The organism is Stenotrophomonas maltophilia (assembly GCF_002799245.1).
Taxonomy (GTDB): Bacteria; Pseudomonadota; Gammaproteobacteria; order Xanthomonadales; family Xanthomonadaceae; genus Stenotrophomonas; species Stenotrophomonas maltophilia_S.
Genome location: NZ_NEQV01000001.1, coordinates 814,675 through 838,825 on the forward strand (window position 1 = coordinate 814,675; position 24,151 = coordinate 838,825).

The 24,151-nt window shown below is 67.5% G+C and carries 20 protein-coding genes and 1 tRNA gene; 8 read left to right on the forward strand and 13 right to left on the reverse strand.

The genetic code is table 11. The features are described 5' to 3' along the window. The first annotated feature begins 190 nt into the window (after positions 1-190). The gene (locus B9Y64_RS03925) at positions 191-3,460 is read left to right on the forward strand and encodes an autotransporter outer membrane beta-barrel domain-containing protein (RefSeq protein WP_100439551.1); all 3,270 of its coding nucleotides are present in this window, start codon (positions 191-193) and stop codon (positions 3,458-3,460) included. An 873-nt stretch (positions 3,461-4,333) separates the two neighbouring features. Here B9Y64_RS03925 and ychF read toward each other — a convergent pair. From ychF to B9Y64_RS03965, 8 genes are all read right to left on the reverse strand, one after another. Continuing rightward, complete coding sequence (ychF, locus tag B9Y64_RS03930; RefSeq protein WP_100439552.1) at positions 4,334-5,425, reverse strand: redox-regulated ATPase YchF; 1,092 nt, start codon at positions 5,423-5,425, stop codon at positions 4,334-4,336. Between the two features lie 105 nt (positions 5,426-5,530). Further along, the gene (gene pth / locus B9Y64_RS03935; protein WP_100439553.1) at positions 5,531-6,109 is read right to left on the reverse strand and encodes an aminoacyl-tRNA hydrolase; all 579 of its coding nucleotides are present in this window, start codon (positions 6,107-6,109) and stop codon (positions 5,531-5,533) included. Positions 6,110-6,156: 47 nt separating this feature from the next. Further along, a complete protein-coding gene (locus B9Y64_RS03940; protein ID WP_057501642.1) occupies positions 6,157-6,771 on the reverse strand; it encodes a 50S ribosomal protein L25/general stress protein Ctc in 615 nt (204 codons plus the stop codon). Positions 6,772-6,881: 110 nt separating this feature from the next. Then, positions 6,882-7,841 carry a ribose-phosphate diphosphokinase gene (locus B9Y64_RS03945; RefSeq protein ID WP_005415400.1) on the reverse strand — a complete coding sequence of 320 codons (960 nt, stop codon included), beginning with the start codon at positions 7,839-7,841 and terminating at the stop codon, positions 6,882-6,884. A 139-nt stretch (positions 7,842-7,980) separates the two neighbouring features. Further along, a tRNA-Gln gene (locus B9Y64_RS03950) sits at positions 7,981-8,057 on the reverse strand. Positions 8,058-8,068: 11 nt separating this feature from the next. Beyond that, complete coding sequence (gene ispE / locus B9Y64_RS03955; protein ID WP_100439554.1) at positions 8,069-8,938, reverse strand: 4-(cytidine 5'-diphospho)-2-C-methyl-D-erythritol kinase; 870 nt, start codon at positions 8,936-8,938, stop codon at positions 8,069-8,071. Further along, positions 8,935-9,594 (reverse strand): lipoprotein insertase outer membrane protein LolB, encoded by a 660-nt coding sequence (lolB, locus tag B9Y64_RS03960; RefSeq protein ID WP_100439555.1) that lies wholly within the window; start codon positions 9,592-9,594, stop codon positions 8,935-8,937. The genes ispE and lolB overlap by 4 nt, the downstream gene beginning before the upstream one ends. After that, positions 9,591-11,276, reverse strand: coding sequence for a tetratricopeptide repeat protein (locus B9Y64_RS03965; RefSeq protein ID WP_202909037.1), 1,686 nt, complete (start codon positions 11,274-11,276; stop codon positions 9,591-9,593). Before B9Y64_RS03965 ends, lolB begins: the two co-directional genes overlap by 4 nt. Positions 11,277-11,339: 63 nt before the next feature. On the opposite strand from B9Y64_RS03965, the gene hemA reads away from it, so the two are divergent. Genes hemA through ppk2 form a run of 4 tightly spaced genes read left to right on the forward strand, consistent with a single transcriptional unit; the run spans position 11,340 to position 16,224 of the window. Then, positions 11,340-12,623: a glutamyl-tRNA reductase gene (gene hemA, locus B9Y64_RS03970; RefSeq protein ID WP_032130429.1), complete on the forward strand. Its 1,284-nt coding sequence runs from the start codon at positions 11,340-11,342 to the stop codon at positions 12,621-12,623. Then, positions 12,601-13,683 carry a peptide chain release factor 1 gene (gene prfA / locus B9Y64_RS03975; protein ID WP_087921617.1) on the forward strand — a complete coding sequence of 361 codons (1,083 nt, stop codon included), beginning with the start codon at positions 12,601-12,603 and terminating at the stop codon, positions 13,681-13,683. The genes hemA and prfA overlap by 23 nt, the downstream gene beginning before the upstream one ends. A gap of 5 nt (positions 13,684-13,688) precedes the next feature. Further along, positions 13,689-15,395: a tetratricopeptide repeat protein gene (locus B9Y64_RS03980; protein WP_100439557.1), complete on the forward strand. Its 1,707-nt coding sequence runs from the start codon at positions 13,689-13,691 to the stop codon at positions 15,393-15,395. Between the two features lie 46 nt (positions 15,396-15,441). Further along, the gene (gene ppk2 / locus B9Y64_RS03985) at positions 15,442-16,224 is read left to right on the forward strand and encodes a polyphosphate kinase 2 (RefSeq protein WP_100439558.1); all 783 of its coding nucleotides are present in this window, start codon (positions 15,442-15,444) and stop codon (positions 16,222-16,224) included. A gap of 377 nt (positions 16,225-16,601) precedes the next feature. Here the strand turns inward: ppk2 and B9Y64_RS03990 are convergent, their stop codons facing one another. Then, positions 16,602-17,177 (reverse strand): TlpA family protein disulfide reductase, encoded by a 576-nt coding sequence (locus B9Y64_RS03990; protein ID WP_100439559.1) that lies wholly within the window; start codon positions 17,175-17,177, stop codon positions 16,602-16,604. After that, positions 17,174-18,448: a YihY family inner membrane protein gene (locus B9Y64_RS03995; RefSeq protein ID WP_100439560.1), complete on the reverse strand. Its 1,275-nt coding sequence runs from the start codon at positions 18,446-18,448 to the stop codon at positions 17,174-17,176. The genes B9Y64_RS03990 and B9Y64_RS03995 overlap by 4 nt, the downstream gene beginning before the upstream one ends. Positions 18,449-18,525: 77 nt before the next feature. On the opposite strand from B9Y64_RS03995, the gene wrbA reads away from it, so the two are divergent. The 3 genes from wrbA to B9Y64_RS04010 all read left to right on the forward strand — a co-directional run bounded on the left by wrbA (position 18,526) and on the right by B9Y64_RS04010 (position 20,016). Next, complete coding sequence (gene wrbA, locus B9Y64_RS04000) at positions 18,526-19,119, forward strand: NAD(P)H:quinone oxidoreductase (RefSeq protein WP_046985222.1); 594 nt, start codon at positions 18,526-18,528, stop codon at positions 19,117-19,119. After that, positions 19,116-19,451 carry a DUF2069 domain-containing protein gene (locus B9Y64_RS04005; RefSeq protein ID WP_100439561.1) on the forward strand — a complete coding sequence of 112 codons (336 nt, stop codon included), beginning with the start codon at positions 19,116-19,118 and terminating at the stop codon, positions 19,449-19,451. The genes wrbA and B9Y64_RS04005 overlap by 4 nt, the downstream gene beginning before the upstream one ends. 79 nt (positions 19,452-19,530) lie before the next feature. Then, on the forward strand, positions 19,531-20,016 hold the full coding sequence (locus B9Y64_RS04010; RefSeq protein WP_010481766.1) for an asparaginase domain-containing protein: 486 nt from the start codon (positions 19,531-19,533) through the stop codon (positions 20,014-20,016). A 196-nt stretch (positions 20,017-20,212) separates the two neighbouring features. On the opposite strand, the gene B9Y64_RS04015 is transcribed toward B9Y64_RS04010, so the two are convergent. The 3 genes from B9Y64_RS04015 to sufT all read right to left on the reverse strand — a co-directional run bounded on the left by B9Y64_RS04015 (position 20,213) and on the right by sufT (position 24,110). Next, positions 20,213-21,952 (reverse strand): S8 family peptidase, encoded by a 1,740-nt coding sequence (locus tag B9Y64_RS04015; RefSeq protein WP_100439562.1) that lies wholly within the window; start codon positions 21,950-21,952, stop codon positions 20,213-20,215. A 452-nt stretch (positions 21,953-22,404) separates the two neighbouring features. Beyond that, positions 22,405-23,499 (reverse strand): branched-chain amino acid aminotransferase, encoded by a 1,095-nt coding sequence (locus tag B9Y64_RS04020; protein ID WP_005412326.1) that lies wholly within the window; start codon positions 23,497-23,499, stop codon positions 22,405-22,407. Positions 23,500-23,558: 59 nt separating this feature from the next. Continuing rightward, a complete protein-coding gene (gene sufT, locus B9Y64_RS04025) occupies positions 23,559-24,110 on the reverse strand; it encodes a putative Fe-S cluster assembly protein SufT (protein WP_100439563.1) in 552 nt (183 codons plus the stop codon). Positions 24,111-24,151: the final 41 nt, after the last annotated feature.

The following is a 24,151-nucleotide window of genomic DNA, read 5'->3' on the forward strand; positions in this document are numbered from 1 at the left end:
AGGACGGTGCCGATTTCTAGGCTGGACGCATCCCGCCATGGTGCGCCTGCCGGCAGCAACCGCGTCGCCATGGGGGACGGAAGCCCGATGGCGCCTGCAGCTGCCATCGCATGTGGCTTCCGCAGCGACGCGGCCCTGCCGCGCCAGTTCGCGCAGCCGTGCTGCGCCCTGCCACAGGAAGTCCAACAGCATGTACGCCTCCCCCACCCGGCGCCGCCGTGCGTCCGCGCGCGCGCGCCTCGCGCCTGCCCCCCTCCTCCCCAGCCTGCTGGCGACCGCCCTGTGGGCGGCACTGCCGGTCCATGCCGCCGATCTGACCGGGCCCCTGCAGGTCAGCGATGGCAACAGCCTGCAGCTCGGTGCCGACGATGTCCTCACCCATGGCGCAGGCAGCTTCGCGCTGAGTGTCACCGGTGCAGGCAGCAACGCACTGATCGACGGCAGCCGCATCAACGTGACCGGCAATGGCAGTGCCGTATCTGCCGCCAATGGCGGCCAGGTGCAGCTGCGCGGCGCCACGCTGTCCATCGCACCGGCCACCGGTGCGGGTTTCTACGCGCTGTATGCCAATGGTGCCGGCAGCGTGATCGATGCGCGCGATGTCGCCATCGATGCCACGCGCAACGGCAGCGGATTCGGCAGCGTGCAGGCCTACAACGGTGGCGTGGTCCGCTACACCGGCGGACGCATCGCGATGACCGGCGGCGTCGGCACTCTGGTTGGGGCCTCCGGTAATGGAAGCGAGACGCACCTGGACAGCCTGCAGATGAGCGCCGACAGCGGTGCCCGCCTGCGCGCCGACAGCGCCGGCCTGCTGACGATCCGCAACAGCCGGATCACCCTCGCCCCCGGCGGCATCCTCGCCGGTGTCGCCGTCGATGGCGCGGGCAGCCGCGCCGAGCTGTACGACACCTACATGGACGGCGGCTGGTTCGATATCGGCAGTGGTGGCAGCGTGCTGCTGGAGAACGTGGAGGCGCACTCGGTGGGTGGCAGCATGCGCCTGCTCGGCAGCAGCATCAGCAAGACCTATTCCAGCGCGGTGATCAACGGCGGCAGCTTCTACACCGTCGGCGGCTATGGCGTGAACATCAACAACTGGGGCCAGCTGACCGCCCGTGACGCCGCATTCGATGTTCGCGACGGCTACTCCGGGTTCTGGCTGGCCAGCGATGAGTCGCGCCTGCAGCTGACCGACAGCAGCGTCGATACCTGGACCGACACCTACGGCTACGGCGTTGAGATCGCTGGCGGCGTCGCCACCGTGCAGGGCGGCCGGATCACCACGCACGGCGATGCGACCTATGGCGTGCGCGTGACCGGTTCCACCGGCAGTACCGCCAGCCGCATCGAAGCCACCGGCAACGTGATCGAGGTACGCGGCAACGGCGGCGGCGGTGTGTTCATCGGTGGCTCCACCGCCAGCGCACTGCTCGACACCGTTGCGATCCGCAGCGACGGCGAGAACGTGTTCGGCATCGTGCACATGAACACCGCGCGGCTGACCCAGGCCGACCGCCTGGACATCCGCATGACCGGCAGCAACAGCGGTGGCTACCGCTCCTACCTGACCGCGTTCGGTCCGTACTGGAACCGTGCCACCTTCAACGACAGCCACATCGAGACCGCCAGCGGCGCCGCCTTCTGGCTGCAGGGCAGCAACCATGCGTTGACCGTCAACGGCAGCGACGTCACCGCAGGCGACGGCAGCGGCCGCCTGCTGCGGGTCAGCGACACGGTATTCACCGATGGCAGCAGCGTGGCGACCAGCCGTGTCGATTTCAGCGCCGACGCCAGCACCCTGCGCGGCGACGTGGTGGTCGACAGCGCGACGGCTGACGTGCACATGGTGCTGGGCAACGGCACCACGTTCAGCGGTGCCCTGCGCAATGACTCCGGCTACCAGGTCGCACAGCTGGCGCTGGATGGCAGCAGCCAGTGGAACGTGCGTGCCAGTTCCAGCGTCGGCGCGCTCGAGCACGCCGGCACCATCGCGTTCGATGCACCGGCGGCGGGTGGCTTCAAGACCGTCACTGTCAGCGGCGACTACGTGGGCAACGGTGGCCAGTGGATCTTCAACCGCGCGCTGGGCGATGACACTTCGCTGGGCGACCAGCTGGTGATCAACGGCAACAGCAGCGGCACTGCCAACGTGAGCGTGCGCAATGCCGGCGGTGCCGGTGCACTGACCCAGGAGGGCATCCGCCTGATCACCGTGGCTGGCCAGTCGGATGCCCAGTTCAGCCTGCAGGGGCGCGCAGTCGCTGGTGCCTACGACTACTTCCTGTTCAAGGGCGGCGTGTCGACTCCGGATGATGGCAACTGGTACCTGCGTTCGGAATACGTACCGCCGGTCGATCCGCCGGAACCCCCGGTTGATCCGCCGCAGCCGCCGGAACCGCCGGTCGACCCGCCGGGACCGCCGGGGCCGCCGATCGACCCGCCGTTGCCGCCGGAGCCACCGATCGATCCGCCGTTGCCGCCGGAGCCGCCGATCGATCCGCCGCGCCCGCAGGTGGAACGCCCGGAACCGGCGGCCTACCTGGCCAACCGCAGCGCCGCGCTGGGCATGTTCCGGCACAGCCTGCACGACCGCGCCGGAGATCCCGCCGCCGAGGCCGGTGCCAGCAGCGATGCCGTGGCGTGGATGCACCTTCGCAGCGCGCAGCCCGACAGCCACGACCGCAACCGCCAGGTACAGGTCGATGGGCAGATCAGCAGCGTGCTGGTCGGCGTCGGACGCCGCTTCGAGGTGGGTGGCAGGGGCGAACTGCAGGCGGGCGCAATGCTCGGCCACGGCCGCGCGCGCAATGACAGCCGCTCGCAGGTAACCGGCTATACCGCGCGTGGCGTGGTCACCGGCACCAGCGTGGGCGCCTATGCCACCTGGCTGCAGGATGCGCGCATGGACGGCGGCGCCTACGTGGATGGTTGGCTGCAGTACGGCCGTTTCCGCAACAGCGTGCAGGGCGAAGGCCTGCAGAAGGAGCGCTATGACGCGCGCAACTGGAGTGCGTCGGCCGAGGCCGGCTACGTGCTGCCGCTGCGGCGCACCGTGCAGCGCGGCATCTACCTGGAACCACAGCTGCAGGTGGTGCACAGCCGCTATGACAGCGACCGCGTGGTCGAGGCCAACGGCACGGTGGTCGAGGACCGCGGTGGCGGCGAGACCAGCACCCGCCTCGGCCTGCGCCTGTACAGCCGTGGCTTGAGCCCGGCGCAGGGCCAGGTGCACCCCTACGTGGCGGTGAACTGGTGGTCCGGCGGCAATGGCGCGGGCCTGGCGATGGACGGCGAGCGGCTGCAGCGGCAACTGCCGCGCGACATCTACGAAGCCAAGGCCGGCGTGCAGGTGGACCTGTCCGGCGGCTGGCGCGGCTGGGGTGAATTGAGCCGGCAGCGCGGCGGCATGGGCTTCCGCGACGTCGGTGCCCAGCTGGGTGTGTCGTACAACTGGTGATGCGGGAAGTGCCCGGCAAGGGAGTGCCGGGCACTTTTTTCCACACGCCACGTGGAAAGCGATGGGGGTTTGGTGTGGACAAGTGCCCACGAACCGCGCGCAGCAACGGTTTCGAAACGTGGCGAACATTTGTCCACGCGGCACGATCGAGCCTTGTTGAGCCGAGCCCATGCTCGGCTCACGCCCGTCGCAGCCGAGCATGGGCTCGGCTCTACACCCAGTTCGTCGGTTTTCCACATCCGGCGTGGAAAGCGATGGGAGTTTGCTGTGGACAAGTGACTGCGAGCATCACACCGCAGGCGTTTCGAAACGTGGTGAAGATTTGTCCACGCTGCACGATCGAGCTCTTGTAGAGCCGAGCCCATGCTCGGCTCAAGCCCATCGCAGCCGAGCGTGGGCTCGGCTCTACAGCAGGTTCGTCGGTTTTCCACATCCACTGCCCGCGAGCATCACACCGCAAGCGTTTTGGAACGTGGCGAACATTTGTCCACGCGACACGATCGAGCTCTTGTAGAGCCGAGCCCATGCTCGGCTCAAGCCCATCGCAGCCGAGCGTGGGCTCGGCTCTACACGCAGTTCGTGGGTTTTCCACATCCACTGCCCGCGAGCATCACACCGCAAGCGTTTTGAAACGTGGCGAACATTTGTCCACGCGACACGATCGAGCTCTTGTAGAGCCGAACCCATGCTCGGCTCACGCCCTTCGCAGCCGAGCGTGGGCTCGGCTCTACACGCAGTTCGTGGGTTTTCCACATCCACTGCCGGCGAACATCACGCCGCAGGCGTTTCGCAATATGGTGTTCTTGTCCATCGCCGCAAACGCGAACGCCCCGCACAAGGCGGGGCGTCCGAAGTCGATCAGCTGCCGCGGGATCAGACGTTGAAGCGGAAGTGCAGGACGTCGCCTTCCTGCACACGGTATTCCTTGCCTTCCAGTCGCAGGCGGCCGGCTTCCTTGGCGCCGGCTTCGCCCTTGTACTTGATGAAGTCGTCATACGCGATGGTTTCGGCGCGGATGAAGCCCTTCTCGAAGTCGGTGTGGATGACCGCGGCAGCCTGCGGGGCGGTGGCGCCCTTGCGCACGGTCCACGCGCGGACTTCCTTGACGCCTGCGGTGAAATAGGTCTGCAGGCCGAGCAGGCTGTAGGCCGCGTTGATCACGCGGTTCAGGCCCGGCTCGCTCAGGCCCAGGTCGGCCAGGAAGGTATCGCGGTCTTCGTCATCAAGCTGGGACAGCTCTTCTTCGATCGCGGCCGACACCGGCACCACCTGCGCGCCTTCGGCGGCAGCATGCGCGCGCACGGCATCCAGGTGCGGGTTGTTCTCGAAACCGTCTTCGAGCACGTTGGCGATGTACATCACCGGCTTCAGGGTCAGCAGGAACAGGTCGCGCACCAGCGCCTTCTCTTCCTCGTCCAGGCCAACCGAGCGACCGGACCTGCCATCCGACAGCGCGGCCTGCAGCTTGGCCAGTACCGGCTTGCGCGCCATGGCGTCCTTGTCGCCGCCCTTCGCCGCGCGCTCGGCACGGTTCAGCGCCTTCTCGACGCTGTCCAGGTCGGCCAGCGCCAGCTCGGTATCGATGGTTTCGATGTCCGAGATCGGGTCAACCTTGTTGTTGACGTGGATGACGTCGGCATTCTCGAAGCAGCGCACCACGTGGGTGATCGCATCGACTTCGCGGATGTGCGCCAGGAACTTGTTGCCCAGGCCTTCACCGCTGGCGGCACCGGCGACCAGGCCGGCGATGTCGACGAACTCGACCGCGGTCGGGATGACCTTCTGCGGATTGATGATCGCTGCCAGCTCGTTCAGGCGCGGATCCGGCACCGGCACGATGCCGACGTTCGGCTCGATGGTGCAGAACGGGAAGTTCGCCGCGGCGATACCCGCCTTGGTCAGCGCATTGAACAGGGTCGACTTGCCGACGTTGGGCAGGCCGACGATGCCGCATTTGATACCCATGGGTGACAGCTCTCTGGGGTGAAAGTGATTGGGGAAACAGCGACGTGGTCGCTGCTTTTCCAATCATTCTCCGTACCGACCAACGGCCGGTACCTACCGAACCGGTTACTTCGGGGTGTGCAGGCGCTTCATCGCTTCGTTGAAATCGCCCTGCACTGCCAGCGGCAGCACGTCGATCGCATCATCGATGGCACGCGCGATCAGCACGTCGTCGTCCTTCGACGGGCGGCCGAGCACCCAACCCACCACGCGGTCCTTGTGGCCGGGATGGCCGATGCCCACGCGCAGGCGGTGAAACCTGCCGTGGCCCAGCAGGCGCATGGTGTCGCGCAGGCCGTTCTGGCCACCATGGCCACCGTCGAACTTCAGCCGCACCGCACCGGGCGGCAGGTCCAGCTCGTCGTGGGCCAGCAGGGTTTCTTCCGGCTCGATCTTCCAGAACCGCTGTGCGGCGGTGACCGATTTGCCGCTGAGGTTCATGAAGGTAGCGGGCTTGAGCAGCCACACCGTCTGGCCGGCAATCTCGACCTTGGCGGTCTCACCGAACAGCTTGCTGTCGACATTCCATCGCGCACCGGCCTTTTCAGCCAGGGCCTCAACGAAATGAAACCCGGCGTTGTGCCGGGTCCGGGCGTGTTCCGATCCGGGGTTGCCCAGACCGACGATCAGTCGCAATCCTGCCATGGTTCCTTCCAGCACGGCGCCTGCCCGGAGGCAGGCGCCGCTTGGTATTACTCGGCAGCCGCTTCTTCGTCGGCCGCGTCAGCCTTGCCGGCCTTGGCGGTGACGATGGCGTCGTCGTGGTCCTTGCCCAGCGCCAGGGCCGGGATTTCCACGCCCTTCGGCAGCTTGATGTTGGACAGGTACACCACGTCACCGGCCTTCAGCTCGCCCAGGTCGACTTCGATCGACTCCGGCAGGTCCTTCGGCAGGCAGGTGATGGTCACTTCCTTCAGTTCGTGGGTGACCACGACGTCGGCAGCCTTGCCGGCCGGCGAGGTGTCTTCGTTGATGAAGTGCAGCGGGACCGAAGCGGTCAGGGCTTCGTTCTCGTTCACGCGCTGGAAGTCCAGGTGCATGATCAGCTGCTTGTACGGGTGGCGCTGCATGTCACGCAGCAGGACCTTCTGCACCTGGCCATCCAGGTTCAGGTCCAGGATCGAGGCATAGAACCACTCGTTCTGCTGGGCCAGCCAGATTTCGTTGTGGTCCAGGCTGATGGCGACCGGCTCGGCGTTGCCGCCGTACACGATGGCCGGGATCACACCAGCGTGACGCAGGCGGCGGCTCGCACCCTTACGCTGCAGTTCACGCTTGGTGACCTTGATTTCATGGGTCTTCGACATTTTCGACTACTCAGGTTGTTGCCTCGCCTTGCGGCTTGGCGGTTGAAGATGCTTCCGCGACCAGAAGCATCCGGGGTATGCCCCCACCGTTGCCGGCAGGGGCGAAAAACTCAGTCGACGTACAGCGAGCTGACCGATTCGCCGAAGGCGATGCGGCGCATCGTTTCGGCCAGCATTTCCGCCACGCTCAGCTGGCGGATCTTGCTGCACACCCGCGCGGCGTCCTTCAGCGGGATGGTGTCGGTCACCACCAGCTCGTCGAGCTGGGAATTGGTGATGTTGTCCACCGCCGGGCCCGACAGCACCGCGTGGGTGCAGTAGGCGGCGACCTTCAGCGCACCACGTGCCTTGAGGGCAGCCGCGGCGGCGCACAGGGTGCCGGCGGTATCGACGATGTCATCGACCATCACGCAGGTCTTGCCTTCGACGTCACCGATGATGTTCATCACGGTGGAGACGTTGGCGCGCGGGCGGCGCTTGTCGATGATCGCCAGATCGGCGTCATCCAGGCGCTTGGCCACCGCACGGGCGCGGACCACGCCGCCCACGTCCGGCGAGACGACGATCAGGTTCTCGGTGCCGTAGGCGCGCCAGATGTCGGCCAGCAGCAGCGGAGAGGCGTACACGTTGTCGACCGGAATATCGAAGAAGCCCTGGATCTGGTCGGCGTGCAGGTCGACGGTCAGCACGCGATCAGCGCCAGCGGTGCTGAACATCTTGGCCGCCAGCTTGGCGGTGATCGGCACGCGCGAGGAACGCATGCGGCGATCCTGGCGCGAGTAGCCGAAGTACGGCACCACGGCGGTCACGCTGGCCACCGATGCGCGCTTGAGCGCGTCGATCAGCACCAGCAGTTCCATCAGGTTCTCCGCGCTCGGCGCACAGGTCGGCTGGATCACGAACACGTCCTGCTTGCGGACGTTTTCTTCGATTTCCACCTGCACTTCACCATCGGAGAAGTGCGAGACCAGCGCCTTGCCCGGGCGGACCCCCAGTTCCTTGCAGATGTTCTGCGCCAGACGTTTGTTGGCGTTGCCGGAAAAGACCAGCAGGTTCGGGGACTCTTGCATCATGATTGTCTCGGGCGGGGACGAGTGGCGGGGATCCGGGGTCGGCAAGGACCCGATGGACCCTTGCTGCTGACAACACCGCGGTTGTTTCCACGTCCCGCGCAGGCGATGCGCTGAAAGGCGCGGACACAGCCGCTATTGGCAGGGGCGGTAGGATTCGAACCTACGAATGCCAGGATCAAAACCTGGTGCCTTGGGCCTCTTGGCGACGCCCCTGCATTGATAAATCAGTGTTGCTCGAGTGCATCCAGCAGTGGCGAACGCGCAACGCCCGCTGCCACCCTTGCCCGCAACTCCTTCGGCAATTTCGACCGTCCCTGCTCTGCAGCAGACTGCGACGCGAACTCGACGAAACAACCACTTCCCGAACCGGTCAGCCGCGCCGCGCCGATGTCGCTCAACGCGGCAAGCGCCGCCTTGACGGCAGGCTCGCGGCGGCGCAGCACCGGTTCGAACGCGTTCCCGACCAGGGTCCCGGAAGCGAAGTCCTCTATTTTCGCCACTGGGCTGTCGCGCGTCAAATCCGGGTCTGCAAAGAGGACCGGCGTGGGAACATGAACACCCGGTTCAACCACCACATACCAGGCCGGCGCCAGCGTGATCGGCTGCAGGCGCTCGCCCACCCCTTCGGCCCAGGCATTGCGGCCTCGCACGAACACCGGCACGTCGGCGCCCAGGCGCAGGCCCAGCGCGGCCAGGGCGTCCTCGTCCAGACCCGCCCGCCAGAGCCGGTTCAGCACCACCAGCACGGTGGCGGCATCGGACGAACCTCCGCCGAAGCCACCGCCGGCAGACACATGCTTTTCAACGATGATGTCCGCACCTTGCGCGATATTCGCCACTTCCTTGAGCAGGCGCGCGGCACGCACCGCCAGGTCATCCGCCTCGGCCACACCGGCCAGACCCTCGCCCTGCCGATGCACCTGGCCGTCTTCACGCAGGCGCAGGCCGATGCGGTCACCCCAGTCCAGCAGGCGGAATACGGTCTGCAGCTCGTGGTAGCCGTCGGCGCGGCGGCCAGTGATGTGCAGGAACAGGTTCAGCTTGGCCGGGGCCGGCCACCACGACCAGCCCGCGTCGTCGACCACCCCACTCATGGGGTGCCCTGCCCCCACTGGTCCACCAGCAGGCGCACCTTGGCGTCACCATTGCTGGCCTCGATCCGGCGCGGCAGCGCCGGCCGGCCGGCATCGGCCGGATACCAGTCCAGGTACTGCACCTGCCAGCCCATCTGCTGCATGCGGCGCGGCCGGCCTTCCCCGTCGCGTTCGACCGTCTCGGGGCCGGCGGCGTCACCGGCCACCAGCCCGCGGATCCACTCCGGCAGCTGGTTGACCGGAATGTCCCAGCCGGTCGCCTCCAGCAGCAGCTGCTGGGCATCCTCGCCGTCGCGGGTGCCACCGGCCAGCCCCTCCAGGCGCCCGGCTTCGGAATGGGTATCGCCGGTCAGCTTCCAGCTCTGCCGGGTCACCGGCGCGCTCAGCTCCACCTGATAGCGGCGGCCTTCCTGCTTCCAGTCGATGCGACCACTGCCGCCGTCCTTGCCCTTGCTGACCGCCACCCGCCCCTGGAAGGCCCAGTCCGGCTGTGCATGCAGCGCCGCCACGCGCGCCGCTTCGGCCTGCGCCGCTTCGGCCGAGACCGTCTCGACCACCGCCGGTGGCGGGGTCTTCTGCGTGCCCACGCTGGTACAGGCGGTCACCGCCAGGGTCGCGGCCGCCAACAGCAGCGGCCGGATCAGGGAAACACTCATGGATTGAATTTCTCGCGGGCGCGCAGCAGCGCGCGGTTTTCAGGGTCGAGCTTGGCTGCTTCGTCGAAGAAGTGGCGAGCCTCGTCATGCTTGCCCAGCACCCACAGCACTTCGCCGACATGGGCGGCGATCTCCGGATCCTTGGCCAGGGTCCAGGCCCGGCGCAGCTGCACCAGCGCTTCCTCCTTGCGGCCCAGGCGATACAGCACCCAGCCATAGCTGTCGACGATGGCCGCGTTGTCCGGCTCGGCCACGCGGGCGCGGTCGATCAGCTCCAGCGCCTCCTGCAAGCGGCCGGTGCGGTCGGCCAGGGTGTAGCCCAGCGCGTTCAGGGCCGGCACGTTTTCCGGGTCGGTCACCAGGATCTTGCGCAGGTCGGCCTCGGCGCGCGGAATATCGTCGCGGCGCTCCCAGGTGAGCGCACGGGCGTACAGCAGGCCATTGTCATCCGGGTAGGCGGCCAGGCCGCGGGCCAATGCATCCAGTTCGCCAGCGCTGTCTTCACCGCGCTGGCGCAGCTCGGCCTCCAGCAGATAGGCGTCACGGCGCACATCATCATCAACCACCGCGTCGGACTGGATCGCATGCACTTCATCCAGTGCCTGCGGCAGGCGCCCGGCCAGGGCCTGGGCATTGGCCGCACGCAGGCGTGCCTCGCTCAACTCATCGCCGCCGGGCACGCTGTGGTACCACTGCACCGCCTCGGGATAGCGCTTCAGGTATTCGGCGATCTTGCCCAGCAACAGGCGCTGCGCCGGGTCCGGCTTGGCCGCCTGCCGCGACAGTTCGTTGTACAGGTTGGACAGCGCCGCCTTGTCGCCCTGCTTGGCCAGCAGCGAGGCGCGCATGCCCCAGGTCTGCACATCCTGCGGGCCGAACGCCAGTACGCGCTCGGCCGCAGCCGGCTGCCCCAGGCTGTCGTAGGCGATGGCCACCGCATTGCGCAGCTCGGGGTCCTGGCGGGTCTTCGGCTCGACATCGTGCAGCAGCGACAACGCCTTGTCGGTCTCGCCAGCCTGCTGCAGCTGGCTGGCACGCAGCAATGCCACGCGCGGCTCTTCGGGGAAGCGCTTGACCACTTCATCGATCATGCGCCGCGCCAGTTCGGGCTTGTCCATGCGCAGGGCGAGACGGCCGAACTCCTGCCAGGCCTCGATCTTCGGTGGAATCGCATTGGCATCGACCAGCTCGCCGAGCACCTGCGCCGGCACCGCCGGGTCGCGGCCACCGCCGATCAGCGCGGCCAGGGCGAACTTCCAGCCGCGCTCGTCGGGGTCGGCCAGCAAGGCCTGCAGCTCGCTGCGGGCGGCCTTCACATCGCCCTGGCGCATGGCCAGCGCACCGGCGGCGCTGCGCATGGTCAACGAGCGCGGGGCGCGCTGCTGCCACAGGGCCAGGCCCTTGGCGGCGCTGGCGTCATCATTGGCGAGCATGGAAATACGGGTCGCGCGCTCGGCCAGGCCGGCATCACCGTCGGTCTGCTGCGCGGCCTGCAGGTACCAGCGCGCAGCCTCGGCCAGCTTGCCAGCCTGTAGGGCGAATTCACCGGCCATCACCGGTTCCAGCGCCAGTTCCTCAGTGGCCGCGGCCCGTACGGGGGCCTTGGCCGGCACCGCCGCCAGGGCCTGGGCACAGGCCAGGGACAGCAGCAGAACACTGGGGATGCGAATCAATGCGGGCATCGTCGGCATCGGGGCCTTAAAATGTCGTCCAATGGCCAGCAGCTTATCGCAAGCAACTGAACAATGACCCTGTGGGTGCTCGGACTGAATCACCAGACCGCACCGGTGGAGCTGCGCGAGCGCGCGGCCTTCGCCGGTGAGGCGTTGCCGCGTGCGCTCGGCTCGCTGCGCGATACCCCGCAGATCGCCGAGGCGGTCCTGCTGTCCACCTGCAACCGCACCGAGTTGTACGCCGTGGCTGAGTCGGCACAGGCGCTGGACCAGTGGCTGCACAGCCAGGCAGGCGACCTGCAGGGCTATCTGTACCAGCATGCCGACGCCGAGGCCGTACGCCACCTGTTCCGGGTCGCCACCGGGCTGGACTCGATGGTGCTGGGCGAACCGCAGATTCTCGGCCAGGTGAAGGACGCCTGGTCGACCGCACGCGACCATGGCCTGCTCGGCCAGCGCCTGGACCGCCTGTTCCAGCAGACCTTCTCGGTGGCCAAGCGTGCGCGTACCGATACCCAGGTCGGTGCCAATCCGGTGTCGGTGGCCTCGGCTGCGGTGCGCCTGGCGCAGAACGCGTTCGCACGCCTGGATGACTCCACCGTGCTGCTGGTCGGTGCCGGCGAGACCATCGAGCTGGCCGCGCGCCACCTGAGTGAAGGCAAGGTGCGGCGGCTGCTGATCGCCAACCGTACCCTCGCCCATGCGCAGGAACTGGCCAGCCGCCATGGCGGCGTGGCCCTGCCGCTGACCGAGCTGGACCGCCACCTCGGCGAGGCCGACGTGGTGTTTTCGGCCACCGCCGCGCGCGAGCCGGTGATCCATCGCGAGATGGTGGCCAAGGCCCTTCGTGCACGCCGGCACAAGCCGATGCTGCTGTTCGACCTGGCCGTTCCACGCGACATCGAAGCCGAGGTCGGCACGCTCAACGATGCCTTCCTGTATACCGTCGACGACCTGGAACGCGCGGTGGAAGACAACCGCCGTGGCCGCCGCGAGGCCGCCGCCGAGGCCGAGGCGATCATCGACCTGCAGGTATCGCGCTTCGTCGAGACCCAGCAGGCCAGTGCCCACCAGGCACCGCTGCGGCAGCTGCGCGCGTTCGGCGAAGCCACCCGCGCCGAGCTGCTGGAGCGCGCGCGACAGCAGCTGGCCAACGGCAAGCCCGCCGACGAAGTGCTGGAACTGCTGGCCCATGGCCTGACCAACCGCCTGCTGCATCCGCCGACCGCCGCACTGCGCGCCGCCGCGCTGAGTGGCGATGCCGACCTGACCCGCGCCGCCGAGCGCCTGTTCCCGGCCACGCCGGGTTACCGCCACCCACCCGTGAGACCCGATGACGCCGACCCTGCGCCGTAAGCTGGAAGCGCTGGCCGAGCGCCGCGAAGAACTGGAACGCCTGCTCGCCGAACCCGATGTGGTCGCCGACAACACCCGTTTCCGCGACCTTTCGCGCGAATTCGCCCAACTTGAACCGGTCGCTGCTGCACTCGCCGATGAAGCCCGTGCCAAGGCCGACCTGGCCGCCGCCGAAGGCATGCGCGCCGACCCCGACCTGCGCGAACTGGCCGATGAGGAAATCGCCGCGGCGCAGGCGCGCCTGCAGGAGCTGGAAGAAGAACTGGCCCTGCTACTGGTCCCACGCGATCCGCGCGACGAAGGCAACCTGTTCCTGGAGGTACGCGCCGGTACCGGCGGCGACGAAGCCGCGATCTTTGCCGGCGATCTGTTCCGCATGTACGCCCGCTATGCCGAGCGCCAGGGCTGGAAGGTCGAGATCGAATCGGACAACCCCGGTGAGCATGGCGGCTACAAGGAAGTGGTGGCACGCGTGGTCGGTCGTGGTGCGTTCTCGCGCCTGAAGTTCGAATCGGGCACGCATCGCGTGCAGCGTGTACCGGCCACCGAATCGCAGGGCCGCATCCACACCTCGGCGGCCACCGTGGCGATCATTCCCGAGGCCGACGAAGTCGATGACATCGTCATCAACCCGGCCGACCTGAAGGTGGATACCTTCCGCTCGTCCGGTGCCGGCGGCCAGCACGTCAACAAGACCGAATCGGCCATCCGCATCACCCACGTGCCGACCGGCGTCGTGGTGGAGTGTCAGACCGAGCGCAGCCAGCACGCCAACCGCGACAAGGCGATGAAGCGCCTGAAGGCGCAGCTGCTCGATGCCGAGCGCCAGCGCCAGGACGCGGCGCAGGCCGAATCGCGGCGCCTGCAGGTCGGCAGCGGCGACCGCAGCCAGCGCATCCGCACCTACAACTTCCCGCAGGGCCGGATCACCGACCACCGCGTGGAAGGCCTGACCCTGTACGACCTGCCCAACATCCTGGCCGGCGACCTCGACCCGCTGCTGCAGCGGCTCAGCCACGAACACCAGGTCGACGCCCTGGCCCAGCTGTCGGCGGGCTGAGCGCGATGTCGGCCTGGCAGCAGCGGCAGCACCTGCAGCAGGCGATCGCACGCCAGCCCGGCGATTTCGTCGCCTGGGTGATGCTGGCCGACCTGGAACTGGAAGCCGGCGACATCGCCGCCGGCGAGCAGGCCGCACGGCGTGCGCTGCAGCTGCGCCCGAATCACCCCGAAGCCCTGGCACGGCTGGGTCGCGTGGCCTGGATGGCCGGCGCGCATGCCGACGCCGCGAAGCTGCTCGGCCAGGCCTCGGCACTGGCCCCGCAGCACCCGGGCATCGCGCTGTGGCTGGGCCATGCCCTGGAAGATGCCGACGATGCCGAAGGCGCTGCAGCGGCCTATCGCCGCGCGCATGCGCTGATGCCGGGCGAACCCTACATCGCCGCGCAGCGCCTGGCCTGGCAGCGCCGCCTGTGCGACTGGCAGGACGTGGACACGCTGGCCACGCAGGTACGCGCGGCGCTCGCCGCCGGGCAAGGCGCAGTGGAACCGTTCGCCTTCCTCAGCGAAGACGCCAGCGCTGCCGAGCAGTTGGCCTGCGCACGTGCGCGCGCCGCAGTCGTGGCCTCGGCGGTGCGCCCCCTTCCTGCAGTGAAGGTTCGCGGGCATGGCCCGTTGCGCGTCGGCTTCCTCTCCAATGGCTTCGGCGCCCACCCCACCGGGCTGCTGACCGTGGCCCTGTTCGAACACCTGCGTCATGACCCGGCGCTGCAGCTGCACCTGTTCGCGCTGAACCGCGCCGATGGCAGCCGCATCCGCGAACGCCTGCAGGCCACAACCCGGTTGCACGATGTGGCCGCACTACGGCATGCCGACATCGCGGCCCGCATCCGCGCACAGGGCATTGACCTGCTGTTCGACCTGCGCGGCTGGGGCGGCGGTGGCACGCCCGAGGTGCTGGCAATGCGCCCTGCCCCGCTGCAGCTGAACTGGCTGGCCTATCCCGGCACATCCGGCGCGCGTTGGCTGGATGCCGTGGTCGCCGACGAATTCGTGCTGCCGCCATCGCTGGAACCCCACTTCAGCGAACGCGTCCTGCGCCTGCCACGTGCCTTCCAGCCCTCGGACAACACCCGCGCGCTGGAGCCGGCCCCGTCCCGTGCCGAGTGCGGCCTACCCGGGCACGGCGTGGTGTTCTGCTGCTTCAACAACAGCTACAAGCTCAACCCGCGCAGCATGGGCCGCGCCTTCGCAGTGCTGCAGGCCGTGCCCGGCAGCGTGCTGTGGCTGCTGTCCGGCCCCGGCAAGGCAGACGCTCGCCTGCGCACCGCCGCGCAGGCCGCCGGCCTGGACCCGGCACGACTGGTATTCATGGCCAAACTGCCGCATCCGCAGTACCTGGCGCGGTACCAGCTGGCCGACCTGTTCCTCGACACCCATCCCTACAACGCGCACACCACCGCTTCCGACGCGCTGTGGGCCGGCTGCCCGGTACTGACCTGCCCGGGCGACACCTTCGCCGCGCGCGTGGCCGGCAGCCTCAATCACCATCTGGGGCTGGCACGGATGAATGTCGCCGACGATGCGGCGTTCATCGCCACCGCCAGCGCGCTGGGCAATGACCCTGCGGCACTGGCCGCGCTGCGTGCCGAGCTGGTGCAGGCGCGCGACCACAGCGGACTGTTCGACATGGCCGGGTTTGCCCGCGACCTGTCGGCGCTGCTGCAGCGGCTGGCCGGCGAACAGGGCTGGCAGGGCGTCGACAACACCTGAGCGACCCCTGCGTTACGCTCGGGCTTCCTCCCCGCGTGGTGTGACGATGGCCAAGCTCAAGCGCAAGGATTACGACGAACTGCTGCTGCCGCTGCAGCTGGAACTGACCGCAATGGCGCGTTGGGTGCAGCACAGCGGGCAACGGCTGCTGGTGCTGTTCGAAGGCCGGGATACGGCAGGCAAGGGCGGCGCGATCCAGGCCATCAGCCAGCATCTCAACCCGCGCCAATGCCGGGTGGTGGCGTTGCCCAAGCCCACCGACCGTGAAGCCACGCAGTGGTACTTCCAGCGTTACGCCTCGCATCTTCCCGCCGCCGGCGAGATCGTGCTGATGGACCGCAGCTGGTACAACCGCGCCGGTGTCGAACGGGTGATGGGCTATTGCAGCGAGACCGAGTACCAGCAGTTCCTGCGCCAGGCACCGGTGTTCGAACAGCTGCTGGTGGATGATGGCATCCTGCTGTTCAAGTACTGGCTGTGCGTGGACCAGGAGCAGCAGGAAAAGCGCTTCGCCGAACGCCACCTCGATCCCCTGAAGGGCTGGAAGCTCTCCCCGGTCGACCTGAAATCGCGCAGCAAGTACAGCGCCTACACCGAAGCCCGCGAGGCGATGCTGCGCGCGACCCATCGCGAAGCGGCACCGTGGACGCTGGTGGATTTCAACGACCAGCGGCTGGGCCGGCTGACGCTGGTGCGCAACCTGCTGGACCGGTTGCCGGACACGCGGGTGGATGCGCCGCTGCCGGAGTTGCCGAAGCTGAAAGGCAAGCTGCATCGCGAGCACTACGATGTGCTGAAGCCGATCGAAGAGTTCCCGGTCGAGGATTAGGGGTGTTCGGCAGGGCCTGCGGCCCTGCACCCGCTACGATCCAAGGCAACAGCAACAGCCGAAGCAGGAGCGGGTTTCCTGTGGGTAGGCGGGATGGGTCCGGTTGCGGGGGACGCCGTGAATCCATCCATGGAGGCTCGGTCGCGCCATCCATGGCGCTCACGCCCCCGCAACCGGACCCACCCCGCCTTCGACAGATTTCTGCGATCTGCCCGCCTTCTGTAGAGCCGAGCCATGCTCGGCTCAGAGCGTTCCGATATCGAGATATTCGATTTCAATGGAAATTCATCCACGCATGGCGTGGATCTACCAGATCGCAGGAATATGTCAGAGGTGGGGCGGTGTCGGAGTGCGGGGTGCAGCCCTGCCGAGCCCCCCTACTTGGCAGCCGCGATCTGCTTTTCGATGTCGGCGGCAGTCACCGGGCCCAGGAAGGTGTGTGCCAGCTTGCCCTGCGGATCCAGCAGATGCGTCAACGGCAGGCCACGGGGGGTGGCGAAGTCCGCCGGCGGATCGAACGGGTCCACGATCACGATCGGATAGGTGACCGGGTGCTTGGTCAGGAACGACTGCATCTCCGGCACTTCGATGTCCTCATAGGCCAGGCCGACCACCTCGATGTTGCTGCGCATCGCATGCAGCGCCGACAGCTCAGGCATCTCCTTGCGGCACGGTGCGCACCAGGTGGCCCAGAAATTCACCACCACCCACTTGCCACGGTGCGCGGCCAGGTCGTAGTCGCTGCCATCCACCGTCTTCATCTTCAGCGTCGGGAACTCGGCGGTGGTGCGCTCGGCCGGCGTCTCCTCGACCGGTGCAGGTGCACTCGGCGTCGGTGCCTGCGCCGGCGGCTGGCTGCTGGCCGGCGCCGGCTCCTGGGCCGGCTTGCAGGCCGCCAGGGCCAGCAGCAGGGTCAACGGGAGCAGCAGCGGCAACGGCGTCTTGCGGGTCATGGCAGGTCTCCAGATTCGGTATAGATATCACTGACCTTGCGCTTCAGGCGTTCGCGCAGGGGCAGTCGCAGATCGTCCAGCGCCGCCAGTGCGGCACGGCCCAGGCTGTCATCGCGGTATGGCAGGTGCTGCTCGGCCACCGGAATGCGCAGTTGGGTGCATTCGTACAGATCGGCCAGGCTGACCTGGTCCAGGTCACGCGCCAGCAGCCACTCGCCGCGCTCATCGCGGCGCAGCAGGCCGATCTCCTGCAGGTTGCAGGCCAGATCCTGCAGCAGGGAGTCGGTCAGCAACGGTTCCAGCCGCAGGATTTCATCGTCGGCCAGGCCCTTGCCCTTGGCACGGGCATAGTGGAAGCGACCGAGCAGGCGCAGCAGCCCGTAGAACTCGTACCCCTGCGGCAGGCGCAGTTCAACCGGCTGGTAGCGGAAGGCGGCCATCGATGAGGCCAGTGACGCACCCAGCAGCACCGCCACCCAGCACAGGTAGATCCACAGCAGCAGGATCGGCACGAAGGCCACCGTGCCGTACAGCTTCTGGTAGGACTGGAAGCTGCCCAGATAAGCGCCGATGCCCCACTTCACCAGTTCAAGGATGACCGCGGCCAGGATCGCGCCGGGTACTGCATGCCGCCATTTCACCGTGTGGTGCGGCACCACCCGGAACATCAGCGTGATGCAGACGAACTCGATCAGGATCGGGGCCAGCCGCAGCGCCAGTTCGGCCAACCAGCGGCCTTCCTGGGTACCGAACAACGGCATCGCGAACACCCTGGCCGATACAGCCAGCGATGCGGCGGCGAGCATCGCGCCCAGGGTCAGTACGGTCCAGTAGACCAGGAAGCGGGTCAGCTTGGGCCGGGTCGAGCCGACCCGCCAGATCTGGTTGAAGGTCTCTTCCACGCTGTTGAGCGTGATCAGCAGTGATGCCACCAGTGCGATGAAGCCGGCTGCCGTCAGCTGGCCGGCACTGGCCGAGAACTGCCGCAGGTAGCCCTCGGCCGCACGCGCAGCGGAGGGCACGAAGTTGGAAAACACGTAGTCGCTGAGCTGATCGCTCCAGCGGTCGAAGACGGGGAAGGCCGACAGCACACCGAATACCACGATGGCCAGCGGCACCAGCGCGAACACCGTGGTGTACGCCAGCGCCGCCGCTGCCTGGAACAGGCGGTCGTCGAGGAAGCGATGCCACAGGAAGCGGCCGAAACTGATGGCCCGTGCGCGATCCCGCGCGCGCTCCATCCACAGGTTGAGCGTATCCAAAGGTTCCATCGGCGAAAGGGTACCCGATGCGGAATGCTCGCAGGATAGCCATACTGGTGGCCACACGACGAGGAGAAGCGGGCACGATGGGCGAGATTCTGGTGCTGTACTACAGCCGGGGCGGTTCGGTGGCACGGCTGGCGCGCCAGATCGCGCGGGGCATCGGCGAAGTGCCGGGCATGGCCGCGCGCCTGCGCACGGTGCCGCCGGTGGCCGCAGTGACCCAGACCGCGCAGCCGCCGGTGCCCGACGATGGCGCCCCCTACGTAAGCGTGCAGGACCTGGTCGAATGCCAGGGCCTGCTGCTCGGCAGCCCAACCCGCTTCGGCAACATGGCCGCACCGGTGAAGCACTTCCTGGATGGGCTGGGCGCCGAATGGGTCAACGGCACCCTGTCCGGCAAGCCGGCCGGCGTGTTCACCTCGACCGCCTCGATGCACGGCGGGCAGGAATCGACCCTGCTGTCGATGCAGGTGCCGCTGCTGCACCATGGCTGCGTGATCGTCGGCATCCCGTTCACCGAGCCGGCGCTGAGCCATACCACCAGTGGCGGTACCCCCTACGGCGCCAGCCATGTGGCCGGTGCCGCCGACGACCCGCAGCCGACCGACGACGAAGCGGTGCTGGCGCGCGCGCTGGGGCGCCGGGTGGCCGACATCGCGCAGCGGTTGGCGCGATGAACCGCGCGCCGCGCACGGTCCTGCTGCTGGCCCTGATGGGGCTGGCCGCCCTGTTCGCGGGTTGGTTCATCAACGACAAGCACTGGCTGGCGACCCAACTGGTGTTCACCGCACCACCGCTGGTGCTGGCCATCGCCGTGCGCCTGGGCTGGCGCAAGGCCGGATTCTGGGCCTCGGTGCTGGCGCTGGGCTGGTTCAGCCACGGCGTGATGAGCGCCTGGAGCCACCCGGAAACGCGCTGGCTGGCGCTGATCGAGATCGCGCTGGCGCTGCTGGTGATCTTCAGCGCCAGTCTGCCCGGCCTGCGCGCCCGCTTCGGCAAGCGACGCTGACGCTGCGCCCGCTGGGCCGTATCATCTGCATTCCTGGCCCCGCGCCGCAGTACCTGTCCTGGTTTCGCGCATGCACATGATGGAAGAGCTCCTGGTCGTCACCACCGGTGGCACGATCGACAAGATCTACTTCGACGACAAGTCGGACTACCAGATCGGCGATCCGCAGATCGGCATGATCCTGCGCGAGCTGGGCGTGACGTTCCGCTTCAACGTGATTCCGATCCTGCGCAAGGATTCGCTGCACATCAACGATGAGGACCGCGAGCTGATCCGCGCCACCATCGCTGCGCAGCCGACCCGGCACGTGCTGGTGACCCACGGCACCGATTCGATGGTGCAGACCGGCAAGGTGCTGGCAACGATCCCGGACAAGACCATCGTGATGACCGGCGCGCTGAGCCCGGCGCGCTTCCGCGGCTCGGATGCCGAGTTCAACATCGGCTGTGCGATCGGCGCGGTCCAGTCGCTGCCGAGCGGCGTGTACATTGCGATGAACGGGCGGATTTTCGACCCGCAGCACGTGCGCAAGAACGTGGCCGCGAACCGCTTCGAGTCGGTCTGAGGAAAAGCGTGCCGACCAAGGTCGGCACCTACCCGAATCCGCAGCGCGGCCCTTGTAGTGCCGAGCCATGCTCGGCAACCGCGCGCGAGCGCGGCACAAATGTCCGAAGCCGGGGCAGCCGAGCGCAGGCTCGGCTCTACAGAAACAAAAACGCCCCGGCCGAAGCCAGGGCGTGCCCTTGGAGAGGGTCTTGGGCTCAGTACTGGGCGTTGAGGGTCAGGCCCGAGAAGGTGCTGTAGGCCTTCACCCGCACATACCAGGTTCCGGCGGCAGGGCTGTTGATGGTGCAGGTCTCGCTGTTGCCGCTCAGGTACGGACGGCAGGTGTAGGTGGTATCGGTCGGGGCACTGCCCTGGCGCACGTACAGGTCGGCATCACCGCTGCCGCCACTGATCGCCACGCGCAGCTGGGTGCTGCCGGCCGGCACGGCGACGGTGTAGTTCAGCTCGGCACCGGTTGCGGCGCCCAGGCCGGTCACCGGCACGTTGTTCTGCAGCACATTGCCGCCCGGGTTCGGGCCACCGCCATTGATCGCCGCAGCCACCGCCGCATTGGCGTCGATGATGCCGGCGCCGCAGCCACCCGAGCAGGCACCCGGCAGCGGACGTGCGGTGCTCTTGATGATGCTTTCCACCTGTGCGGGGCTCAGCGGGCTCGGCGCCACCGACTGCATCAGTGCAACCACACCGGCCACATGCGGCGCCGCCATCGAGGTGCCGTTGTAGGACGCGTAGGTCGCGCTGCCCGGCGTGGTGGTGCCGGTGTTGAGGGTGGACAGGATGCTCTGGCCCGGGCCGGAAATATCGATGCCGGCACCATAGTTGGAGAAGCTGGCACGCGCACCGGCCGAGGTCGTGGCCGCCACCGCGATCACGTTCGCGCAGTTGGCCGGCACCGACGAGGACACGTTGGTGTTGCTGTTGCCGGCGGCGACCACCACGGTGGTACCACGGCTGACCGCACCGTTGATCGCATTCTGGTAGGTGGCCGAGCAGGTGCCGCCGCCACCCAGCGACATGTTGATGACTTCGGCCGGGTTGGCATTGGCCGGCACGCCACTGACGGTACCGCCCGAGGCCCACACGATCGCATCGGCGATGTCGGAGGTGTAACCGCCGCACTTGCCGAGCACGCGCACCGGGACGACCTTGGCATTGAACGCAGTACCGGCCACGCCGGTGCTGTTGTTGGTCACCGCCGCCACGGTGCCGGCGACGTGGGTGCCGTGCCAGCTGGAGTTGGAGGCCGGGATGCCCGAGCCGCACTCGTTGGCGCCGTACCAGTCGCCTTCGTCGTTCGGGTTGCTGTCGCGGCCACCGCCATCGCGCGCCATCGCCGCGTCGCTGATGAAGTCATAGCCGGGCAGGATGTTGGCATTGAGATCGGGATGGTTGGTGATGCCGGTATCGATCACGGCCACCACCACGCCGGTGCCGGTGGCCTTGTCCCAGGCCGGCTGCACGTTGATCGACGCGTTGGAGGTGCCGAAGCCCCACTGTTCGCTGAAGCGGGTGTCGTTCGGGGTCAACGTCGCACGCATGATCTGGTCGACTTCGACGTATTCGACGTTCGGATCGGCGGCGAGCTTGCGCATCAGCAGCTCGGATTCGGCCTGGTCGAGCGGACGGTCGGTCCTGACCAGGGTCGGGCCGATGGCCAGCTTGCGGACCTCCTGCAGGCCCAGCGCGCGGCCCTGGCTGCTGGCCAGGCCGGCGGCGGCACTCTTCAGCGAAGAGGCCAGTGCCGTGGTGTTGGCCACCGGAGCACTACCGTCGCGGTACTTCACGATGAAGCGCTGGTGCGTCGGCGCAGACTGCAGGCCGCTGAGCTGGACGTCACCGGCCAGCGCAGGCGTGGCCAGCAGCAGCGATGACAGTACGGACGCACCAAGGACCACCCACACTCGACGCACACGCGGTTGCGTTACCTGGGACATCGTATTTCCCTTTCTAGTGGTGTGAATGCCGGAATCGGCAGAAGCACCGGCCCGAACCCTGGGCTGGCTTGCGTTGGCGAGGTTCGAAGTCCGGAGAGTCAGCGGATCCCCCTATCGATCCGCCGTGCAGATGACGCTAATGGCCAGAACCGGACACCACAATATTTTCAGCGTCTTTTCAGCAAGATGAAATGTCTGATCTGAGACTTTTCGGGTCGAGGGTTTGTGAAGGTGAAGGAACTTTCTCGCGTCCTGCACACACCTGACTGGGTCGTCACGTGTCCTGCGATGACTTTGCCGACATCGGCGTCCACCGACGGCGGGGTCAGATCCCTTTTCCTCCAGAAAAGGATCTGACCCCCAGGCCCATAACGCAGAAAGCCCGTCGCGAGGACGGGCTTTCCAGAAAAGCAGCCGGGCGCGGGCCCGGCTCTACAGTTCAGTGCAGGCGATCAGCCCAGCTTGACCAGCCAGTTGTGGCGGTCCGGCAGGCGGCCGTACTGGATGTCGGTCAGCTCCTTGCGCAGCGACATGGTCACTTCGCCGGCCGGCGCGTTGATGTCGCCGACCGAGAAGCCCTCGCCCTTCAGCTGGCCGATCGGGGTGACCACCGCGGCGGTGCCACAGGCAAACACTTCGCTGATCGCACCGGAGGCAACACCGTCCTTCCACTCGTCGATGCTGACCTTGCGCTCTTCGACCTTCATGCCACGGTCGCGGGCCAGCTGCAGGATGCTCTCGCGGGTGATGCCCTCGAGGATGCTGCCCGACAGTTCCGGAGTGACCAGCGTGCCGTCCTTGTAGACCAGGAACACGTTCATGCCACCCAGTTCTTCCAGGTACTTGCCTTCGACCGGGTCCAGGAACAGCACCTGCGAGCAGCCCTGCGCCTGCGCCTTCTGCTGCGGCAGCAGCGAGGCGGCGTAATTGCCACCGCACTTGGCGGCACCGGTGCCACCCTTGGCCGCACGTGCGTACTCGGTCGACAGCCAGATCGACACCGGGGCGACACCCTTGGCGAAGTACGGGCCGGCCGGGCTGGCAATGACGTAGTAGCCGGCCTTGTGTGCGCCGCGCACGCCGAGGAAGGCTTCGTCGCCGATCATGAACGGACGGAAGTACAGGCTCGACTCGTCGGCCGACGGCACCCAGTCACTGTCGACGGCGATCAGCTGCTTCAGCGATTCGACGAAGATCTCCACCGGCAGTTCCGGCAGCGCCAGGCGCTGCGCCGAACGCTGCAGGCGACGGCCATTGGCATCCGGGCGGAAGGTCCAGATCGAACCGTCGGCGTGGCGGTAGGCCTTGATGCCTTCGAAGATTTCCTGGCCGTAGTGCAGCACGGCGGCGGCCGGGTCCAGCTGCAGCGGGCCGTAGGCACGCACGTTGGCGTTGTGCCAGCCGGCATCCTTGTCCCAGCGCACTTCCACCATGTGATCGGTGAAGTGCAGGCCGAAGCCCGGCTTCTCCAGGATCTTGGCGCGCTCTTCAGCGCTGCGCGGGTGGTCCGAACGGGTGACGGCGAAGCTGGGAATGGACTGGGACACCGGAGGATTCCTGTTCTGGTTGCGGGTAGTGCCGGGCCCGCGTCACTGCGGGCCCTGGGTCAAAGCATGCCGGTCTCGAGCCGCGCCGCCTCGGACATCATGTGCTGGTTCCACGGCGGGTCGAACACCAGGTCGACGTCGGCCTCGGCCACCGTCGGGATCATTTCAAGCTTGCTGCGCACGTCGTCGATCAGGATCTCGCCCATGCCGCAGCCCGGTGCGGTCAGGGTCATCTTCACGTCGATCTCGCGCTTGCCTTCGTCCAGGTGCTTGATCTCGACTTCATAGACCAGGCCCAGCTCGACGATGTTCACCGGAATTTCCGGGTCGAAGCAGGTGCGCAGCTGCTGCCACACCAGCTGTTCCACCTGTTCATCGGTGGCGTCGGCCGGCAGCTCGAGCGGTGCCGGAGCCTCCTTGCCGATGGCGTCGCCGTCCTTGCCGGCGATGCGGAACAGGTTGCCCTCGACGAACACCGAATAACTGCCGCCCAGCGCCTGGGTGATGTACCCATAGCTGCCGGCGGGCAGGGTCACGGTGTCGCCCTGCGGGACCATCACGGCCTCGCAATCGCGTTCGAAGTGGACAGGTTCGCTGCTACGGGAATACATGGGGACCGATATGGGGCCGTGGCCACAGCCACGCAAGACGG

Coding starts and splice junctions, on each gene's coding strand:
- B9Y64_RS03925 (WP_100439551.1), top strand. CDS start 191: ATGTACGCCTCCCCCACCCGGCGCCGCCGTGCGTCCGCGCGCGCGCGC.
- ychF (WP_100439552.1), bottom strand. CDS start 5,425: ATGGGTATCAAATGCGGCATCGTCGGCCTGCCCAACGTCGGCAAGTCG.
- pth (WP_100439553.1), bottom strand. CDS start 6,109: ATGGCAGGATTGCGACTGATCGTCGGTCTGGGCAACCCCGGATCGGAA.
- B9Y64_RS03940 (WP_057501642.1), bottom strand. CDS start 6,771: ATGTCGAAGACCCATGAAATCAAGGTCACCAAGCGTGAACTGCAGCGT.
- B9Y64_RS03945 (WP_005415400.1), bottom strand. CDS start 7,841: ATGCAAGAGTCCCCGAACCTGCTGGTCTTTTCCGGCAACGCCAACAAA.
- ispE (WP_100439554.1), bottom strand. CDS start 8,938: ATGAGTGGGGTGGTCGACGACGCGGGCTGGTCGTGGTGGCCGGCCCCG.
- lolB (WP_100439555.1), bottom strand. CDS start 9,594: ATGAGTGTTTCCCTGATCCGGCCGCTGCTGTTGGCGGCCGCGACCCTG.
- B9Y64_RS03965 (WP_202909037.1), bottom strand. CDS start 11,276: ATGCCCGCATTGATTCGCATCCCCAGTGTTCTGCTGCTGTCCCTGGCC.
- hemA (WP_032130429.1), top strand. CDS start 11,340: ATGACCCTGTGGGTGCTCGGACTGAATCACCAGACCGCACCGGTGGAG.
- prfA (WP_087921617.1), top strand. CDS start 12,601: ATGACGCCGACCCTGCGCCGTAAGCTGGAAGCGCTGGCCGAGCGCCGC.
- B9Y64_RS03980 (WP_100439557.1), top strand. CDS start 13,689: ATGTCGGCCTGGCAGCAGCGGCAGCACCTGCAGCAGGCGATCGCACGC.
- ppk2 (WP_100439558.1), top strand. CDS start 15,442: ATGGCCAAGCTCAAGCGCAAGGATTACGACGAACTGCTGCTGCCGCTG.
- B9Y64_RS03990 (WP_100439559.1), bottom strand. CDS start 17,177: ATGACCCGCAAGACGCCGTTGCCGCTGCTGCTCCCGTTGACCCTGCTG.
- B9Y64_RS03995 (WP_100439560.1), bottom strand. CDS start 18,448: ATGGAACCTTTGGATACGCTCAACCTGTGGATGGAGCGCGCGCGGGAT.
- wrbA (WP_046985222.1), top strand. CDS start 18,526: ATGGGCGAGATTCTGGTGCTGTACTACAGCCGGGGCGGTTCGGTGGCA.
- B9Y64_RS04005 (WP_100439561.1), top strand. CDS start 19,116: ATGAACCGCGCGCCGCGCACGGTCCTGCTGCTGGCCCTGATGGGGCTG.
- B9Y64_RS04010 (WP_010481766.1), top strand. CDS start 19,531: ATGGAAGAGCTCCTGGTCGTCACCACCGGTGGCACGATCGACAAGATC.
- B9Y64_RS04015 (WP_100439562.1), bottom strand. CDS start 21,952: ATGTCCCAGGTAACGCAACCGCGTGTGCGTCGAGTGTGGGTGGTCCTT.
- sufT (WP_100439563.1), bottom strand. CDS start 24,110: ATGTATTCCCGTAGCAGCGAACCTGTCCACTTCGAACGCGATTGCGAG.